At 68.7% G+C, this 17,118-nt stretch carries 16 protein-coding genes; 12 read left to right on the forward strand and 4 right to left on the reverse strand.

From position 1 onward, the window contains the following. Together WU80_RS20025 and WU80_RS20035 are read right to left on the reverse strand one after the other, a co-directional pair. The coding region (locus WU80_RS20025) for a DUF5666 domain-containing protein (protein WP_197286000.1) at positions 1-766 on the reverse strand (766 nt) is incomplete at its 3' end. Positions 767-849: 83 nt separating this feature from the next. Next, positions 850-2,676, reverse strand: coding sequence for an acyl-CoA dehydrogenase (locus WU80_RS20035; RefSeq protein WP_055404992.1), 1,827 nt, complete (start codon positions 2,674-2,676; stop codon positions 850-852). Positions 2,677-2,884: 208 nt separating this feature from the next. Between WU80_RS20035 and trxA the strand changes: the two genes are divergently transcribed. From trxA to WU80_RS20055, 4 genes are all read left to right on the forward strand, one after another. Beyond that, positions 2,885-3,238, forward strand: a complete 354-nt coding sequence (trxA, locus tag WU80_RS20040) for a thioredoxin (protein WP_055404991.1) — start codon at positions 2,885-2,887, stop codon at positions 3,236-3,238. A 55-nt stretch (positions 3,239-3,293) separates the two neighbouring features. Further along, positions 3,294-4,103, forward strand: coding sequence for an enoyl-CoA hydratase (locus tag WU80_RS20045; RefSeq protein ID WP_055404990.1), 810 nt, complete (start codon positions 3,294-3,296; stop codon positions 4,101-4,103). Between the two features lie 24 nt (positions 4,104-4,127). Next, entirely contained in the window at positions 4,128-5,765 is a 1,638-nt protein-coding gene (locus WU80_RS20050) for an ABC-F family ATP-binding cassette domain-containing protein (RefSeq protein WP_055404989.1), read from the forward strand. 83 nt (positions 5,766-5,848) lie between these two features. After that, positions 5,849-6,055: a helix-turn-helix domain-containing protein gene (locus tag WU80_RS20055; RefSeq protein WP_369808555.1), complete on the forward strand. Its 207-nt coding sequence runs from the start codon at positions 5,849-5,851 to the stop codon at positions 6,053-6,055. A 7-nt stretch (positions 6,056-6,062) separates the two neighbouring features. Here the strand turns inward: WU80_RS20055 and WU80_RS20060 are convergent, their stop codons facing one another. Further along, positions 6,063-6,638, reverse strand: coding sequence for a TetR/AcrR family transcriptional regulator (locus WU80_RS20060; RefSeq protein ID WP_055404988.1), 576 nt, complete (start codon positions 6,636-6,638; stop codon positions 6,063-6,065). Positions 6,639-6,650: 12 nt separating this feature from the next. Then, positions 6,651-9,467, reverse strand: coding sequence for an aconitate hydratase (locus tag WU80_RS20065; protein WP_197281313.1), 2,817 nt, complete (start codon positions 9,465-9,467; stop codon positions 6,651-6,653). 229 nt (positions 9,468-9,696) lie between these two features. Between WU80_RS20065 and WU80_RS20070 the strand changes: the two genes are divergently transcribed. The 8 genes from WU80_RS20070 to WU80_RS20105 all read left to right on the forward strand — a co-directional run. After that, positions 9,697-10,245, forward strand: a complete 549-nt coding sequence (locus WU80_RS20070; protein ID WP_055404994.1) for a DUF6676 family protein — start codon at positions 9,697-9,699, stop codon at positions 10,243-10,245. A 240-nt stretch (positions 10,246-10,485) separates the two neighbouring features. Then, a complete protein-coding gene (ripA, locus tag WU80_RS20075; protein WP_055404986.1) occupies positions 10,486-11,922 on the forward strand; it encodes an NlpC/P60 family peptidoglycan endopeptidase RipA in 1,437 nt (478 codons plus the stop codon). Positions 11,923-11,947: 25 nt separating this feature from the next. Continuing rightward, on the forward strand, positions 11,948-12,682 hold the full coding sequence (gene ripB / locus WU80_RS20080; protein WP_055404985.1) for an NlpC/P60 family peptidoglycan endopeptidase RipB: 735 nt from the start codon (positions 11,948-11,950) through the stop codon (positions 12,680-12,682). A 127-nt stretch (positions 12,683-12,809) separates the two neighbouring features. Then, entirely contained in the window at positions 12,810-13,943 is a 1,134-nt protein-coding gene (locus WU80_RS20085) for a MoxR family ATPase (RefSeq protein ID WP_055404984.1), read from the forward strand. Continuing rightward, on the forward strand, positions 13,940-14,890 hold the full coding sequence (locus tag WU80_RS20090; protein WP_055404983.1) for a DUF58 domain-containing protein: 951 nt from the start codon (positions 13,940-13,942) through the stop codon (positions 14,888-14,890). The genes WU80_RS20085 and WU80_RS20090 overlap by 4 nt, the downstream gene beginning before the upstream one ends. Further along, entirely contained in the window at positions 14,887-15,894 is a 1,008-nt protein-coding gene (locus WU80_RS20095; RefSeq protein WP_055405819.1) for a VWA domain-containing protein, read from the forward strand. The genes WU80_RS20090 and WU80_RS20095 overlap by 4 nt, the downstream gene beginning before the upstream one ends. 121 nt (positions 15,895-16,015) lie before the next feature. Then, positions 16,016-16,783, forward strand: coding sequence for a 3-oxoacyl-ACP reductase FabG1 (gene fabG1 / locus WU80_RS20100; protein ID WP_055404645.1), 768 nt, complete (start codon positions 16,016-16,018; stop codon positions 16,781-16,783). Between the two features lie 29 nt (positions 16,784-16,812). Next, positions 16,813-17,118 (forward strand): SDR family oxidoreductase (locus WU80_RS20105; protein ID WP_156371807.1); only part of this gene is annotated, 306 nt, incomplete at its 3' end.

A 17,118-nucleotide genomic window follows, 5' to 3' on the forward strand; every position in this document is an offset into this window, starting at 1 on the left:
ATGTGTATAAGAGACAGTCGGTGGCCTGACGGACGTTGATGCTGGTCGCCTGCAGCGCGCCGCCGTTGTCCTTGGTCCCGCGCGCCCACAGGCACTTGCCCTGCGTGATCGCGTCGGTGTTGGCGGTCGTCTGCTTGCTGTACTTGGTCTTGTCGTCGACCGTCACCGCGGTCTGCGTGGTATTGCCACTGGGGTCGGTGCCGCTGACGTTGATGGTGTTACCCGACACGGACGCCACCGAGCCGCGGACCGGGGCGGGCTTCGGGGCCGGGGCCGGCGAGCCCGGGGGCGGCGGGGTGGTGGAGCTCGGCGCCGAACCCTGCCCCGCCGGCTTGGCCGGGCACGCGCCGTTGACGGAGGGGCTGACCTTCACCGACGCCGCGGTGACGGGCTGCCCGGCCTGGGGTTCCTGGGTGGGCCGCACCGTGACGCAGCTGCCCGAGGTGACGTCGGTCAGCGCGGCGGGGATGGTCTCGGTGACCTTGGTGGTGGAGGTGAAGTTCACGGCGGCGGTCGAGTTGTCGTCCTTGGTGACCTGGATGGAGTTGCCGGCCACCGAGGCGATCAGGCCGCTGACCCGAGCCTCGCCGCTCGCCGGGGCCGGTGAGGTGGTCGTGGAGGTCACCACGGAGGTCGACGTCGACGTCGAGGTCGTCGGGCTGGACTTGTTGGACGAGCTGCACGCGGCGATGGACAGGGCGGTGACGCCGGTGACGGCGAGGACCGCTGCTCGGGTGAGCCGGGGCGTTGGACAGCTGGCAGGCATCAACGTTCTCCAATCGTGGTGGGACCCAACGGAATGGGTATTACCAGTTGGAGCTGTGGCTAACCTGTGCGTTCGCGCGGCGATCAGAACGCTTGCTCGGGGATGCGCATGATCTCGCCGTCGATGGACTCGATGACTTTGCGCAGCGACGTGAGCTTCGGCAGCATGTTCTTGGCGAAGAACGCCGACGTCGCCACCTTGCCGCGATAGAACGCCGCGTCGTTCCCGTCCGCGCCCGCCAGCGCGGCGCGCGCGATCCCGGCCTGCACCAACAGCCGCCAGCCGATGAGCAGGTCGCCGACCGCGAGCAGGTACCGCACCGATCCGAGCCCGACTTTGTAGATTTCGGTGGGATGTTGCGCGGCGGACATCAGGTACCCGGTCAACGCGCCCGTCATCGACATGACCTCGTCGAGCGCCGTCTGCAGCAGCTCGGCCTGCGGCTTGAGCTCCTCGTCGCACTCATCGATTGTCGCGCTGATCTGAGCCGTCACGAACTGCAGGGCCTCGCCGCGGTCGCGAACGATCTTGCGGAAGAAGAAGTCCAGCGCCTGGATCGCCGTGGTGCCCTCGTAGAGCGAATCGATCTTGGAATCCCGGATGTACTGCTCCAGCGGGTAGTCCTGCAGGAAGCCCGAACCGCCCAGCGTCTGCAGCGACTCGGTCAGGATCTCGTAGGCGCGTTCCGAGCTCACGCCCTTGACGATCGGCAGCAGCAGGTCGTCCACGCGGTGGGCCATCTGGTGGTCGGCACCCGAAACATGTTGGGCGACAGCGTCGTCCTGGTGCGCGGCGGCGTACATGTACAGGGCCCGCAAACCCTCGGCGTAGGCCTTCTGCGTCATCAGGCTGCGACGCACGTCGGGGTGATGCATGATGGTCACCCGCGGTGCCGTCTTGTCCGACATCTGCGTCAGGTCCGCGCCCTGCACCCGCTCCTTGGCGAACGCCAGCGCGTTCAGGTAGCCCGTGGACAGGGTGCCGGCGGCCTTCACGCCGATCGTCATGCGCGCGTGCTCGATCACGGTGAACATCTGCGCGATCCCGTTGTGCACGTCGCCGACCAGATAGCCGACCGCGGGCAGATCCGTTGCGCCGAAAGTCAATTCACACGTGGGAGAGGACTTGATCCCCATCTTGTGCTCCAGCCCCGTGACGAAAACCCCATTGCGGGGGCCGAGTTCGAAAGTTTCGGGGTCGAAAAGGTACTCGGGCACGTAGAACAGGCTCAGTCCCTTGGTGCCCGGCCCGGCGCCCTCCGGGCGGGCGAGCACCAGGTGGAAGATGTTGTCGGCGGTGTTGCCCACGTCGCCGCCCGAGATGAACCGCTTGACGCCCTCGATGTGCCAGGTGCCGTCGGGTTGGGCGATGGCCTTGGCGCGGCCGGCCCCGACGTCGGAGCCCGCGTCGGGTTCGGTGAGGACCATGGTGGCCGCCCAGCCGCGCTCCACGCCCTCGGCCGCCCAGCGCCGCTGCTCCTCGTTGCCCTCGACGAACAGGGCCTGCGCCATCAGCGGGCCGAGGCTGAAGAAGTTCGCGGACGGGTTGGCGCAGATGATCATTTCGTTGACGCCCCACGCCAGCGGCGGCGGCGCGGCCATGCCGCCGATCTCTTCGTCCAACATCAATCGCCACCAGCCGGCCTCTTTGATCGCCTGCACCGTCTTGGCCAGTTCGGGCGCCACGCTGATGGTGTGGGTGGCCGGGTCGAACACCGGCGGGTTGCGGTCGGCGAAGGCGAAGGACTCGGCCACCGGGCCTTCGGCCAGGCGGGCGGCTTCCTCGAGGATCGTCCGCACCGTTTCCGCGTCGAGGTCGCTGTAGCGTCCGGTGCCCAGCACGGCGCCCACGTCGAGCACTTCGAACAGGTTGAACTCGAGATCACGGACGTTAGCGATGTAGTGGCCCAACGCGATTCCCTCACTGGTCCCTCGACGCGGCGGATCGTCCGCTCAGTGTCTCCGACGTGGGAAAACGTACGCAACCGTAACCTACGGACGGCGGCGGGCGGGTTACCCGCCGGTTGCGGCCGGGAAAAGCGGGTGCGGGAGCCTCGAGCGGTCCCGCCCGGCCGCCAAACCCGGGAACACCACGTCGCGCCCCCGCGTTACAGCAAACGTGACAACACTCGATCTCACCGCTGAGAAGTTCAACGAAACCATCGAGGGCAACGACATCGTGCTCGTCGATTTCTGGGCGTCCTGGTGCGGCCCATGCCGCCAGTTCGGGCCCACTTTCCAGGCGTCCGCCGAGAAGCACCCCGACATCGTGCACGCCAAGGTCGACACCGAGGCCGAACAACAGCTGGCCGCGGCCGCCCAGATTCGCTCCATCCCAACGCTGATGGCGTTCAAGAAGGGCAAACTGCTGTTCAACCAGGCCGGGGTGCTGCCGCCGGCGGCCCTCGAAGACCTCGTGCAGCAAATCCGGGCCTTCGACGTCGACGCGGCCCAGGCCGGCCAGGCCGAATAGGACCGGCGCCGCGGCGCGCGCGGGGCGGCCCCTGGCAACGCGCTAGGTTGCTTGGGTGAGTTTGGTACTGGTAGAGCACCCGCGACCCGGTGTCGCGCTGATAACCCTCAATCGGCCCGAGCGGATGAATTCCATGGCGTTCGACGTCATGGTGCCGCTCAAGGAGGCCCTGGAGCAGGTCCGGTACGACAATTCCGTGCGCGTGGTCGTGCTCACCGGGGCGGGCCGGGGTTTCTCCTCGGGCGCCGACCACAAGTCCGCGGGCTCGGTGCCCCATGTCGAGGGGCTGACCCGCCCGACGTACGCGCTGCGCTCCATGGAGGTCCTCGACGAGGTCATCCTGGGGCTGCGGCGCCTGCACCAGCCGGTGATCGCCGCCGTCAACGGGCCCGCGATCGGCGGCGGGCTCTGCCTGGCGCTGGCCGCCGACATCCGGGTCGCCTCGACCGGCGCGTACTTCCGCGCGGCCGGCATCAACAACGGCCTGACCGCCAGCGAACTGGGGCTCAGTTACCTCCTGCCCCGGGCCATCGGCGCGTCGCGGGCCTTCGAAATCATGCTGACCGGCCGCGACGTCACCGCCGAGGAGGCCGAGCGCATCGGCCTGGTGTCGTGCCAGGTGCCCGACGAGCAGCTGCTGGACACCTGCTACGCCATCGCCGCGCGCATCGCGGCCTTCTCGCGGCCGGGAATCGAGTTGACCAAGCGCACACTGTGGAGTGGACTGGACGCCGGTAGCCTGGAGGGGCACATGCAAGCCGAAGGCTTGGGTCAACTGTTCGTTCGTCTGCTCACCGCCAACTTCGAAGAAGCGGTTGCCGCGCGCGCGGAGAAGCGGCCGCCGGTGTTCACCGACGACAAATAGCGGCGGAGCAAAAAGGGAGAAGATGTGATCACGGCCACGGACCTCGAGGTCCGCGCTGGTGCGCGCATTCTGCTCTCGCCCGACGGGCCGGACCTGCGCGTGCAGCCCGGCGACCGCATCGGGCTGGTCGGCCGCAACGGCGCCGGCAAGACGACCACCCTGCGCATCCTGGCGGGGGAGACCGAACCGTATGCCGGATCCGTCGCCCGCGCCGGCGAAATCGGTTATCTGCCACAGGATCCCAAAGAGGGCGACCTGGACGTGCTGGCGCGTGACCGCGTCCTGTCGGCGCGCGGCCTCGACGTCCTGCTCACCGACCTGGAAAAGCAGCAGGCCTTGATGGCCGAGGTCGCCGACGACGCGGCGCGCGACCGCGCCATCCGCCGCTATGGGCAGCTGGAGGAGCGGTTCGTCGCGTTGGGCGGCTACGGCGCCGAGAGCGAGGCCAGCCGCATCTGCGCGAGCCTGGGCTTGCCGGACCGGGTGCTGACGCAGCAGCTGCGCACGCTGTCCGGTGGGCAGCGCCGCCGGGTGGAGCTGGCTCGCATCCTGTTCGCCGCGTCGGAAGGCGGAGCGGGCGCTTCGGGTTCGTCGACCACCCTGCTGCTGGACGAGCCCACCAACCACCTGGACGCCGATTCGGTTGGCTGGCTGCGGGATTTCCTGCGGGCCCACACCGGCGGGCTGGTGATCATCAGCCACAACGTCGAGTTGCTCGCCGACGTCGTCAATCGGGTGTGGTTTCTCGACGCCGTGCGCGGCGAGGTCGACGTCTACAACATGGGCTGGCAGAAGTACCTCGACGCCCGGGCCACCGACGAGCAGCGTCGCCGCCGGGAACGCGCCAACGCCGAACGCAAGGCCGCCGCGCTGCGCACGCAGGCCGCCAAGTTGGGCGCCAAGGCCACGAAAGCCGTTGCGGCGCAGAACATGTTGCGTCGCGCCGACCGGATGATGGCCGCGCTCGACGAGGAACGGGTCGCCGACAAGGTGGCGCGCATCAAGTTCCCCACCCCGGCCCCGTGCGGGCGCACGCCGCTGATCGCCAAGGGGCTGAGCAAGTCGTACGGGTCGCTGGAGGTGTTCAGCGGGGTCGATCTGGCCATCGACCGCGGGTCGCGGGTGGTGGTGCTGGGCCTCAACGGCGCCGGCAAGACGACGCTGCTGCGACTGCTGGCCGGCACCGAGCAGCCCGACACCGGCGGGCTGGAGCCCGGACACGGTTTGCGGATGGGCTATTTCGCCCAAGAGCACGACACCGTCGACAACGACGCGAGCGTGTGGGAGAACATCCGGCACGCCGCACCGGATTCGGGCGAGCAGGATCTGCGCGGCCTGCTGGGCGCGTTCATGTTCAGCGGGCCGCAACTCGACCAGCCGGCGGGCACCCTGTCGGGCGGCGAGAAGACCCGGCTCGCGCTGGCCGGTCTGGTCGCCTCCACGGCGAACGTCCTGCTGCTCGACGAGCCGACGAACAACCTCGATCCCGCGTCGCGCGAACAGGTGCTCGACGCGCTGCGCAGCTACTCCGGTGCGGTGGTGCTGGTGACGCACGACCCGGGCGCGGCCGAGGCCCTGGACCCGCAGCGCGTCGTGCTGCTGCCCGACGGCACCGAGGACTTCTGGTCCGACGAATACCGCGATCTGATCGAGCTCGCCTGATTTCTGGTTGAAATCACCCCCGCGGGTGGCGGCGGGTTCTTACTCTGGGTGCTTGCGATCGTGTCGAGGCGCGGAGGCCAGCCATGAAAAGGACGCTGCAAAGGTCCAAGACCCGCGACCAGTTGTTGGTCGAGCTGCGCAACGCCTATGAGGGCGGCGCCAGCATCCGCACCCTGTCCGCCCGCACGGGCCGATCGTACGGCTCGATTCACAGCCTGCTGCGGCAGGCGGGCACCACGATGCGCGGCCGGGGCGGCCCCAACCGCACCGCGCGGGTCGCCCGGGTGTAGCGGCGCGCTACGACCCGGAATCGTTGCGGCGCACGGACTTTTCGACCAGGTCGAGCACGGCGGACAACCGCCGCGGGTCTTCGCCCGAGGCGAGCCGGGCCACCAGGCCGTCGAGCACCAGCTCCAGATAGCACTGCAACACGTCACCGGGGACGTCGTCGCGCACCCGGTGCGCCTCCTTCTGGCGGCGCAACCGATCGGTCGTCGCCGCCGCCAGTTCCGCGGACCGCTCCGCCCAGCCGCGGCTGAAGTCCGGGTCGTTGCGCAGCTTGCGCGCGATCTCCAGCCGGGTGGCCAGCCAGTCGAACTGGTCGGGCGCGGCGAGCATGTCGCGCATCACCTGGATCAAGCCCTCGCGCGACGCGACGTCGGCCATTCGCTCGGCATCCTCGTGCGCCAGCGCGAAGAACAGCGCGTCCTTGTCGCGGAAGTGGTGGAAGATCGCACCGCGCGACATCCCGATCGCCGTTTCCAGCCGCCGCACCGTGGCCTTGTCGTAGCCGTATGCGGCGAAGCAGCGGCGGGCGCCGTCGAGGATCTGGCGGCGGCGAGCCGCCAGATGGTCCTCGCTGACTTTTGGCACAGGCGGTGACGGCTACGACTTCAGCATGTTGCGCAGCACGTACTGCAGGATGCCGCCGTTGCGGTAGTAGTCGGCCTCCCCGGGAGTGTCGATGCGCACCACCGCGTCGAACTCGATCGGGTCGCCGCCTTCCTTGGAAGCCTTGACGCGCACCGTCTTTGGCGTCTTGCCGTCGTTGAGCTCCTCGATGCCGGTGATGTCGAACACCTCGGTGCCGTCCAGCCCCAGTTCCTTGGCCGACTTGCCTTCGGGGAACTGCAGCGGGATCACGCCCATGCCGATCAGGTTGGAGCGGTGGATGCGCTCGAACGACTCGGCGATCACCGCGCGCACGCCCAGCAGCAGCGTGCCCTTGGCCGCCCAGTCGCGAGACGACCCGGACCCATATTCCTTACCGCCCAGGACCACCAGCGGGATGTCCTGCGCCGCATAGTTTTGCGCGGCGTCGTAGATGAACGCCTGCGGGCCGCCGTCCTGGGTGAAGTCCCGGGTGTAGCCGCCCGAGACGTCGTCGAGCAGTTGGTTGCGCAGCCGGATGTTGGCGAACGTGCCGCGGATCATGACCTCGTGGTTGCCGCGGCGGGAGCCGAAGGAGTTGTAGTCCTTGCGCTCGACGCCGTGCTCGTCGAGGTACTGCGCGGCCGGGGTGCCCGGCTTGATCGCGCCGGCGGGGGAGATGTGGTCGGTGGTCACCGAGTCGCCCAGCAGCGCCAGCACCCGCGCGCCGGTGATGTCGCTGACCGGCTCGGGTTCGGCCGACATGCCCTCGAAGTACGGGGGCTTGCGCACGTAGGTCGAATCCTGGTCCCACTCAAAGGTATTGCCGCTCGGGGTGGGCAGGTTGCGCCACCGCTCGTCACCCTTGAACACGTCGGCGTAGTTCTTGGTGAACATCTCCTGGCTGATCGCCGAGGCGATGGTGTCCGAGACGTCCTTCTGCGACGGCCAGATGTCCTTCAAGAACACGTCGTTGCCGTCCTCGTCCTGACCGAGCGGCTGCGACTCGAAGTCGAAGTCCATGGTCCCGGCCAACGCGTAGGCGACCACCAGCGGCGGGGACGCCAGGTAGTTCATCTTCACGTCGGGGTTGATCCGGCCCTCGAAGTTCCGGTTGCCGGACAGCACCGCGGACACCGACAGGTCGTTGTCGTTGATCGCCTTGGAGATCTCCTCGGGCAGCGGGCCGGAGTTGCCGATGCACGTGGTGCAGCCGTAGCCGACCAGGTAGAAGCCCAGCTTCTCCAGATACGGCCACAGGCCGGCCTTGTCGTAGTAGTCGTGGACCACCTGCGAGCCCGGCGCCATCGTGGTCTTCACCCACGGCTTGGACGCCAGCCCCTTCTCGACGGCGTTGCGGGCCAGCAGCGCCGCGCCCAGCATCACCTCGGGGTTGGAGGTGTTGGTGCACGACGTGATGGCCGCGATCACCACCGCGCCGTGGTCGAGCTCGAACTCGCCGCGGTCGTCGGAGCGCACCCGCACCGGGTTGCTCACCCGGCCCTTGGCATGCGCCGCGGCCGATTCGAACTTCGGGGCGTCGTCGGCGTGGCCGTTCTCCAGCGCCCCGGGGTCGCTGGCCGGGAAGGACTCGTCGACGGCCTCGTCGAGCTTGGAGTACTCCTTCTTGTCGGGGTCGTCGCCGACGTAGTCGCCGATCTGCGCGCGGAACGTGGATTTCGCGTCCGACAACGCGATTCGGTCCTGCGGGCGCTTCGGTCCCGCGATCGAGGGCACCACGTCGGACAGGTTGAGTTCGAGGTACTCGGAGAAGGCCGGCTCGTGGGAGGGGTCGTGCCACATGCCCTGCTCCTTGGCGTACGCCTCGACCAGCGCCAGCTGCTCGTCGGAGCGGCCGGTGAACCGCAGGTAGGAGATGGTCTCCTCGTCGATCGGGAAAATCGCTGCGGTGGAACCGAATTCGGGGCTCATGTTGCCCAGGGTGGCGCGGTTGGCCAGCGGCACCTCGGCCACGCCCTCGCCGTAGAACTCGACGAACTTGCCGACCACACCGTGCTTGCGCAGCATTTCGGTGACGGTCAGCACCACGTCGGTGGCGGTGACGCCGGCCTGGATCTCACCGGTCAGCTTGAACCCGACGACGCGCGGGATCAGCATCGACACCGGCTGACCGAGCATCGCGGCCTCGGCCTCGATGCCGCCGACGCCCCAACCCAGCACGCCCAGGCCGTTGACCATCGTGGTGTGCGAGTCGGTGCCCACGCAGGTGTCGGGGTAGGCCACCCCGTCGCGTTCCATCACCACGCTGGCCAGGTACTCGATGTTGACCTGGTGCACGATGCCGGTGCCCGGGGGCACCACCTTGAAATCACGGAAAGCGCCCTGGCCCCAGCGCAGGAACTGATAGCGCTCCCCGTTGCGCTGGTACTCGATCTCGACGTTGCGCTCGAAGGCGTTGGCGGTGCCGAACAGGTCGGCGATCACCGAGTGGTCGATCACCAGGTCGGCCGGCGCCAAGGGGTTGACCTTCTCCGCCTTGCCCCCGAGGTCGCCGATCGCCTCGCGCATGGTGGCCAGGTCGACGATGCACGGGACCCCGGTGAAGTCCTGCATCACCACGCGGGCGGGCGTGTACTGGATCTCAATGCTGGGCTCCGCCTTGGGATCCCAGTTCGCGATGGCCTCGATGTGGTCCTTGGTGATGTTGGCGCCGTCCTCGTTGCGCAGCAGGTTCTCGGCGAGGACTTTGAGGCTGTAGGGGAGTTTCTCGGTGCCCCGGACGGCGTCGAGCCGATAGATCTGATAACTCTTGTCGCCGACCTCGAGGGTGTCGCTTGCTCCGAACGAGTTCACAGAATCTTCTTTACTCACTTCAACTCCCGGGATTAAGTTCTTCCGCCCACGGGCCGTGTCGGCGGTGCTTACCACTTTAACAGTACGCTTGTCCTGTATTACGGCGGGGTCCCCGCCAATCCCAGTCTTGTCGCGGAAGTCGACGGTTTAAACCCCTTGCGGCCCCCCAATGCTGGCCCGCGGTCACGCTAGAGTGACCGCGGTGGCCGAGCGCCACGCCAGTGTGACGGCGCAGCAGGAGGGACACATGACCGGGCACGACTCCTTCGTCCTGCCGCTTTACATCCCGCAAGACGTCGACATGGCCGCGATCAAGGCGCAAGTGGCCGCCGACGGGGTGAGCGCGCCGCCCGCGGCCATGCCCGGGCTGCTCGACGTGGTCAACCAGGCGCGCGCCCACGGCATCAACCTCAAGATCGTGCTGCTCGATCACAACCCGCCCAACGACACCCCGCTGCGCGACATCTCGACCGTGGTCGGCGCCGACTACCATGACTCCACCGTCCTGACGCTGAGCCCGAACTACGTCGGGAGCTACAGCACGCACTTCCCGCGGGTCACCCTCGAGGCCGGTGAGGACATCGCCAAGACCGGCAACCCGGTGGTCTCCGCACAGCACTTCGTGGGCGAGCTGGAGGGTCACGAATTCCCCTGGACGGGGCTCACCATCTTCCTGCTGATCGCCGTCTTCGCGGCGGCCGTCGGGACGCGGCTCCTGCAGTTGCGCGCCCGGCGTTCAGCAACCCCGATCGAATCGGCCGGAGCGCAGGAAGTGACGCCCACCAACACGGCCTAGCCACCTCTGTCGGGCCTGTCCCACCCCGCAGGTCGACCGCCGGCGCGCCCTGGCGGCAAAGACCGTAGGTCACCGTTCGGTCACATTAAACGCACGTAGAGAGTGCGATTTCGGTGGAGCGTTTGCACGCCAAAGAGTGTGACGTACGGTGCAAATGATGCTGGTGTTGTCTTTGGCGCCTTTACCGGATTCTGTGGCCGGCGCCGCCCGTCGCGTTGAGCCGTAGGAGACCTGAGTCGAATGAGACGCACACGTCGGGGCTCCGCTGCGCGGCCGGTCGCGAGGCTGGTCCGGCCGGTCGTGCCCTCCGTCGTGAGCGTGGCCCTACTGGTATGCACGCCGGGGCTGGCGCCGGCCGACCCCGCCGCCGACAGCCTGGCCGGGTTGATCGCGAACGTGGCCAAGGCCAACCAGCGCCTGGAAAACCTGAGTGCCGAAATCCAGACCGAACAGGAGAGCGTCAACAAGGCCCTGGTCGACGTCGAGACCGCCCGGGACAACGCCGCCACGGCCCAGCGCGACCTGGACGCCAGCCAGCAGGCCGTCAAGGAGGCCAACGCCGCGATCGCCGCCGCGCAACAGCGGTTCGACACGTTCGCGGCGGCCACCTACATGAACGGTCCCTCCAGCAGTTACCTGACCGCCGCCAGCCCCGACGACATCATCGCCACCGAGGCCGCCGCCAAGACCCTGTCGGCGAGCTCGCAAACGGTGATGGCCAAACTGCAGCGGGCGCGCACCGAACAGGTGAACAAGGAATCGGCGGCGCGGCTGGCCAAGCAGAAGGCCGACAAGGCCGCCGCCGACGCCAAGGGCAGCCAGGACGCCGCCGTGGCGGCGCTGACCGACTCCAAGCGCAAGTTCGACTCTCAGCGCGAGCAAGTCACTCGCCTGGCCGCCGAACGCGACGAGGCGCAGGCGAAACTCGAAGCGGCGCAACGGCAATGGTCGGCCGGAGCCGGCGGCCCCGCCGCGCCGGCGTCCGGTGACCGATGGGAGACCGGCTCGCCGGGCGCGCCCGCGCCGCAGGGCGGGCCCCGACGCTGGGACGGCGTCTGGGACCCCACCTTGCCGATGATCCCGAGCGCGAACGTCCCGGGCGACCCGATCGCCGTCATCAATCAGGTGCTGGGCATCTCGGCGACCTCTACCCAGGTCACCGCCGGTCTGGGCCGCAACTTCCTGCAGCAACTCGGCATCCTCAAGCCCGACGACACCGGCATCACCAACGCGGCCCCCGGCGGGACTTCCGGGCGGATCCCGCGGGTCTATGGGCGGCAGGCCACCGAATACGTGATCCGGCGCGGCATGTCGCAGATCGGCGTGCCCTACTCCTGGGGCGGCGGCAACGCCGCCGGGCCCAGCAAGGGCATCGATTCGGGGGCGGGCATCACCGGCTTCGACTGTTCGGGCCTGGTCCTGTACTCGTTCGCCGGGGTCGGCATCAAGCTGCCGCACTATTCGGGCTCGCAGTACAACCTGGGTCGCAAGATCCCGTCATCGCAGATGCGTCGCGGCGACGTCATCTTCTACGGCCCCGGCGGCAGCCAGCACGTGACGATCTACCTCGGCGACGGCCAAATGCTGGAAGCCCCCGACATCGGTCTGAAGGTCCGCGTCGCGCCGGTGCGCACCAGCGGCATGACACCCTACGTGGTCCGCTACATCGAGTGGTAAACGAATGAGAACCGAACGGAAAGCCATGCGCCGCAAGCGGATTCGCCTGTTCAATTTCGCCTGGATCACCGCCGTGGTGGCCGGGTTGACGCTTTCGGTGGCCGGCCCGGCTGCCGTCGTCAGGGCCGAACCCGGCGCGTGGGATCCCACCCTGCCGGCGACGATCAGCGCGGGCGCCCCGGGTGACCCGCTCGCCGTCGCCAACGCCTCGCTGCAGGCGACCGCCCAGGCCACCCAAACGACGATGGACCTCGGCAGGCAATTTTTGGGCGGCCTGGGAATCAACATCCTGGGGGATCCCGCCCCCGCCGCGGCCAGCCCCACCAACCCGGGCGGCAAGATCCCGCGGGTCTACGGCCGGCAGGCCATCGAGTACGTGATCAAGCGCATGGGTTCGCAGATGGGCGTGCCGTACTCGTGGGGCGGCGGCTCGCTGGAGGGCCCGAGCAAGGGCGTCGGCGACGGCGCGAACATCAACGGCTTCGACTGCTCCGGCCTGATGCGGTACGGCTTCGCCGGGGTCGGCGTGCTGATCCCGCGGTTCTCCGGCGACCAGTACAACGCCGGCCGGCACATCCCGCCCGACCAGGCCCGGCGCGGCGACCTCATCTTCTACGGGCCCAACGGCGGCCAGCACGTCACGATGTACCTGGGCAACGGCCAGATGCTGGAGGCGTCCAGCCTCGCGGGGCATGTCACCGTGAGCCCCGTCCGCACGCCCGGCATGACGCCGTTCTTGACTAGGATCATCGAGTACTGATCGGCGGTGCGATGCCCCGGCCGAGCGCGGGGCTAACCGCCAGCGTCGACGGAATCCGACGGGCCTGGAATAGTTGGACGCGGGCACGTCGCTGCCCGGCAGTCGTGTCCGAACGAGAGGGTTATTGATGACAGCAGCAGGTGGGCCGCCTCCGGGCGCCAGCGGTTACTCGGGCCCGGGTGGTCCTCCGGGCGCGCCGGCCCATGAAGCGCCGTCCGGCGGCGGGAACGGCCTGGCCGCCGAGGTCCACACGCTCGAGCGGGCCATCTTCGAGGTCAAGCGCATCATCGTCGGCCAGGATCAGCTCGTCGAGCGGATGCTGGTCGGCCTGCTCTCCAAGGGCCATGTGCTGCTCGAGGGTGTGCCCGGCGTGGCCAAGACGCTGGCCGTCGAGACCTTCGCCAAGGTGGTGGGCGGCACGTTCGCCCGCATCCAGTTCACGCCCGACCTGGTGCCCACCGACATCATCGGTACCCGCATCTACCGGCAGGGCAAGGAGGAGTTCGACACCGAGCTCGGCCCGGTGGTGGTGAACTTCCTGCTCGCCGACGAGATCAACCGCGCGCCGGCCAAGGTGCAGTCGGCGCTGCTGGAGGTCATGCAGGAACGCCACGTGTCGATCGGCGGCAAGACCTTCCCGCTGCCCAACCCCTTCCTGGTGATGGCCACCCAGAACCCGATCGAGCACGAGGGCGTGTACCCGCTGCCCGAGGCGCAGCGCGACCGCTTCTTGTTCAAGATCAACGTGGGCTACCCGTCGCCCGAAGAGGAGCGGGAGATCATCTACCGGATGGGCGTGCGGCCGCCCGAGCCCAAGCAGATCCTGAACACCGGCGACCTGCTGCGGCTGCAGGAGATCGCGGCCAACAACTTCGTCCACCACGCGCTGGTCGACTACGTGGTGCGCGTCGTGACCGCCACCCGCCATCCCGAGCAGCTCGGCATGAACGACGTCAAGACCTGGATCTCGTTCGGCGCCTCCCCGCGTGCCTCGCTGGGCATCATCGCCGCGTCCCGGTCGCTGGCGCTGGTGCGCGGCCGCGACTACGTGATCCCGCAGGACGTCGTCGACGTCATTCCCGACGTCCTCCGCCACCGCTTGGTGCTCACCTACGACGCGCTCGCCGACGAGATATCGCCGGAGATCGTCATCAACCGGGTCCTGCAGACGGTCGCCCTGCCCCAGGTGAATGCCGTTCCGCAGCAAGGGCAATCGGTGCCCCCGGTGATGCAGGCCGCGGGGGCGGCTAGCGGTCGGTGACCGAACCCCGGCCGGCGGTGTCACATCCGCCATCGATGCAGCGCGGGCAGATCGTGGACCCGAAGCTGGCGGCGGCGCTGCGCCAGCTCGAGCTGACGGTCAAGCGCAAGCTCGACGGTGTCCTGCACGGCGACCACCTGGGCCTGATCCCGGGGCCGGGCTCGGAGCCGGGGGAGTCGCGGGAGTACCAGCCCGGCGACGACGTCCGCCGGATGGATTGGGCCGTCACCGCGCGCACCATGCACCCGCACGTGCGCCAGATGATCGCCGACCGTGAGCTGGAAACCTGGCTGGTGGTCGACATGTCGGCCAGCCTGGACTTCGGCACGGTCGGGTGCGAGAAGCGGGACCTGGCGGTGGCGGCCGCGGCCGCGATCACGTTTCTCAACAGCGGCGGCGGCAACCGGCTCGGTGCGCTGATCGCCAACGGCCAGACCATGGTCCGGGTGCCGGCGCGCTCCGGGCGCCAGCACGAGCAGACGCTGCTGCGCACCATCGCGACCACCCCCCGGGCGCCGGTCGGGGTGCGCGGGGATCTGGCGACGGCCATCGACGCGTTGCGCCGGCCGGAGCGCCGCCGCGGCATGGCGGTGATCATCAGCGACTTCTTGGGACCGATCAACTGGATGCGTCCGCTGCGGGCGATCGCGGCCCGGCACGAGGTGCTGGCGATCGAGGTGCTGGACCCCCGCGACGTCGAACTGCCCGACATCGGTGACGTCGTGCTGCAGGACGCCGAGTCGGGCGTCACCCGCGAGTTCACCATCGACGCCCAGCTGCGAGACGACTTCGCCAAGGCGGCCGCGGCGCACCGTGCCGAGGTGGCGCGCACGATCCGCAGCTGCGGGGCTCCGGTGCTGACCCTGCGCACCGACCGCGATTGGATCGCCGACATCGTCCGTTTCGTCGAGTCCCGCCGGCGCGGTGCATTGGCGGGGCGGCAGTGACATTGCCGCTGCTCGGCCCGATGTCGTTGTCGGGCTTCGAACACTCGTGGTTCTTCCTGTTCCTGCTGGCCGTCTTCGGGCTGGCCGCGATGTACATCCTCATGCAGCTCGCGCGGCAGCGGCGGATGCTGCGATTCGCCAACATGGAACTGCTGGAAAGCGTTGCGCCGCAACGCCCGTCGCGGTGGCGACACGTCCCGGCGATCCTGCTGGTGGCATCGCTGGTGCTGTTCACCATCGCGATGGCGGGGCCCACCCACGACGTGCGGATCCCCCGGAACCGCGCGGTGGTGATGCTGGTGATCGACGTCTCGCAGTCGATGCGTGCCACCGACGTGCAGCCCAACCGGATGGCGGCCGCCCAGGAGGCGGCCAAGCAGTTCGCCGACGAACTGACTCCCGGCATCAACCTGGGGCTCATCGAGTACGCGGGGACGGCGACCGTGTTGGTCTCCCCGACCACCAACCGCGACGCCACCAAGAACGCGCTGGACAAGCTGCAGTTCGCCGACCGGACCGCCACCGGGGAGGGCATCTTCACGGCGTTGCAGGCCATCGCGACGGTGGGCGCGGTGATCGGCGGCGGCGACAAACCGCCGCCGGCGCGCATCGTGTTGTTCTCCGACGGCAAGGAGACGATGCCGACCAACCCGGACAACCCGAAGGGCGCCTTCACCGCCGCGCGTACGGCCAAGGACCAGGGGGTGCCGATCTCGACGATCTCGTTCGGCACGCCGTACGGCTTCGTCGAGATCAACGACCAGCGCCAACCGGTGCCCGTCGACGACTCCACGATGAAGAAGGTCGCCGAGCTGTCCGGCGGGAGTTGGTACAACGCCGCCAGCCTGGCCGAGCTGAAGGCCGTCTACGCGACGCTGCAGCAGCAGATCGGCTACGAGACGATCAAGGGCGATGCCAGCGTGGGCTGGGTTCGGTTGGGCGCGCTGGTGTTGGCGCTGGCGGCGCTGGCGGCGCTGCTGATCAACCGCCGCCTCCCGACGTGATCGTCCCGTCGAGCGTCACGCCAGCGTGACGGCGGGCCTCGGTTGCCACGCCAGTGTGACGCTCGCGGCACGTCGGGGAGCCAATTTCGGCGCGATGACGCCGAGGCGCTAGGTTGTCGGGGTGACTGACACGGCCACCGAGAGCACCACCGAAAGTGCCGCCACCGGCGGCAAACCCGCATTCGTATCCCGTTCCGTGCTGGTGACGGGCGGAAACCGGGGAATCGGTCTGGCGATCGCGCAGCGGCTGGCCGCCGACGGCCACAAGGTGGCCGTCACGCACCGCGGGTCCGGGGCGCCCGAGGGGCTGTTCGGCGTTGTGTGCGACGTCACCGACAACGAGGCCGTCGACCGCGCGTTCAAAGAGGTCGAGGAGCACCAGGGGCCGGTCGAGGTGCTGGTGTCCAATGCCGGTATCTCCAAGGACGCCTTCCTGATCCGGATGACCGAGGAGCGCTTCGAAGAGGTCATCAACGCCAATCTCACCGGGGCGTTCCGGGTGGCCCAGCGCGCCTCGCGCAGCATGCAGCGCAAGCGGTTCGGCCGCATCATCTTCATCGGCTCGGTGTCCGGCATGTGGGGCATCGGCAACCAGTCCAACTACGCGGCGGCCAAGGCCGGCCTGATCGGCATGGCCCGCTCGATCTCCCGCGAGCTGTCCAAGGCCGGGGTGACCGCCAACGTCGTCGCGCCCGGCTACATCGACACCGAGATGACCCGCGCGCTGGACGAGCGGATCCAGGCGGGCGCACTGGAATTCATTCCGGCCAAGCGGGTCGGCACCGCCGAGGACGTCGCCGGGGCGGTCAGCTTCCTGGCGTCCGAGGATGCGGGCTACATCGCCGGCGCGGTCATCCCGGTCGACGGCGGCATGGGCATGGGCCACTGAATTCACCCACGAAGACATTAAGGACGGACATGGCAGGACTGCTCGACGGCAAACGAATCCTGGTCAGCGGGATCATCACCGACTCGTCGATCGCGTTTCACATCGCCAAGGCGGCCCAGGAGGCGGGCGCGCAGCTGGTGCTGACCGGGTTCGACCGGTTGCGGCTGATCCAGCGCATCGCCGACCGGCTGCCGGAGAAGGCGCCGCTGATCGAACTCGACGTGCAGAACGAGGAGCACCTGAACACCCTCGCCGACCGGGTGACCGCCGAGATCGGTGAGGGCAACCGGCTCGACGGCGTGGTGCACTCGATCGGCTTCATGCCGCAGACCGGG

This window comes from Mycobacterium sp. UM_11 (assembly GCF_001414075.1).
Lineage (GTDB): Bacteria > Actinomycetota > Actinomycetes > Mycobacteriales > Mycobacteriaceae > Mycobacterium.

Excerpts from the sequence above, each read along its gene's own strand:
- WU80_RS20070 (WP_055404994.1), top strand. The coding sequence starts at position 9,697 with ATGACCGGGCACGACTCCTTCGTCCTGCCGCTTTACATCCCGCAAGAC.
- WU80_RS20085 (WP_055404984.1), top strand. The coding sequence starts at position 12,810 with ATGACAGCAGCAGGTGGGCCGCCTCCGGGCGCCAGCGGTTACTCGGGC.
- ripA (WP_055404986.1), top strand. The coding sequence starts at position 10,486 with ATGAGACGCACACGTCGGGGCTCCGCTGCGCGGCCGGTCGCGAGGCTG.
- WU80_RS20055 (WP_369808555.1), top strand. The coding sequence starts at position 5,849 with ATGAAAAGGACGCTGCAAAGGTCCAAGACCCGCGACCAGTTGTTGGTC.
- ripB (WP_055404985.1), top strand. The coding sequence starts at position 11,948 with ATGCGCCGCAAGCGGATTCGCCTGTTCAATTTCGCCTGGATCACCGCC.